Origin of the sequence: Actinomadura logoneensis (assembly GCF_003428695.1) — a bacterium.
GTDB lineage: Bacteria > Actinomycetota > Actinomycetes > Streptosporangiales > Streptosporangiaceae > Spirillospora > Spirillospora logoneensis.
Genome location: NZ_QURH01000356.1, coordinates 1 through 569, shown reverse-complemented (window position 1 = coordinate 569; position 569 = coordinate 1). Strand labels below are relative to the sequence as shown.

Sequence of the window (569 nt, the reverse complement as noted above, 5' to 3'; positions counted from 1 at the left end):
GTCCCGCCCGAGCGGCGCGCGGGCGGTGCTCGCGGCGCTGCGGCGCGACTCGCCGCTGCTCCCCGTCGCCACCCGCGTCGGGGTGAGCGCGGCGGGCGCGGGCTGGCTCACCATGCTGCTCGGCGTGGGACGGCCCTACTGGGCGGTCGTCACCGCCGCCGCGATCTTCCAGGCGAACCTGGCCCTGACCTGGCGGCGCGCGCTCCAGCGGGTGCTCGGCAACCTGCTCGGCCTCGCGCTGTTCACCGCGCTGGTGCCGGTCATCGGGACCGGCCCGCTCGCGCTGGTGCTGGTCGCGCTCGCCGCGCAGTTCGGCGCGGAGGCGACGATGTCCCGCAACTACTGGCTGGGCACGGTGTTCGTGACCCCGATGGCACTGAGCATGGTGGAGTTCGCCGGGCACCACCCCGCGCGCGAGCTGGTCGGCGACCGCTGGCTGGACACCTGCGCCGGAGCCGCGGTCGGGCTGCTCGGCTGCGTCCTGATCACCAACCGGCGCGCGTCCGGCCGCATCGACGCCGCCCTGGACCGGCTGTCGGCCGCCGTCGCCGAGGCGCGCGCGGTGACCG

General features: G+C 77.0%; 1 protein-coding gene. It reads left to right on the top strand.

The features are described 5' to 3' along the window. Nucleotides 1-569: FUSC family protein (locus DZF91_RS22700; protein ID WP_147341273.1), on the top strand; the 569-nt coding region annotated here is incomplete at both ends.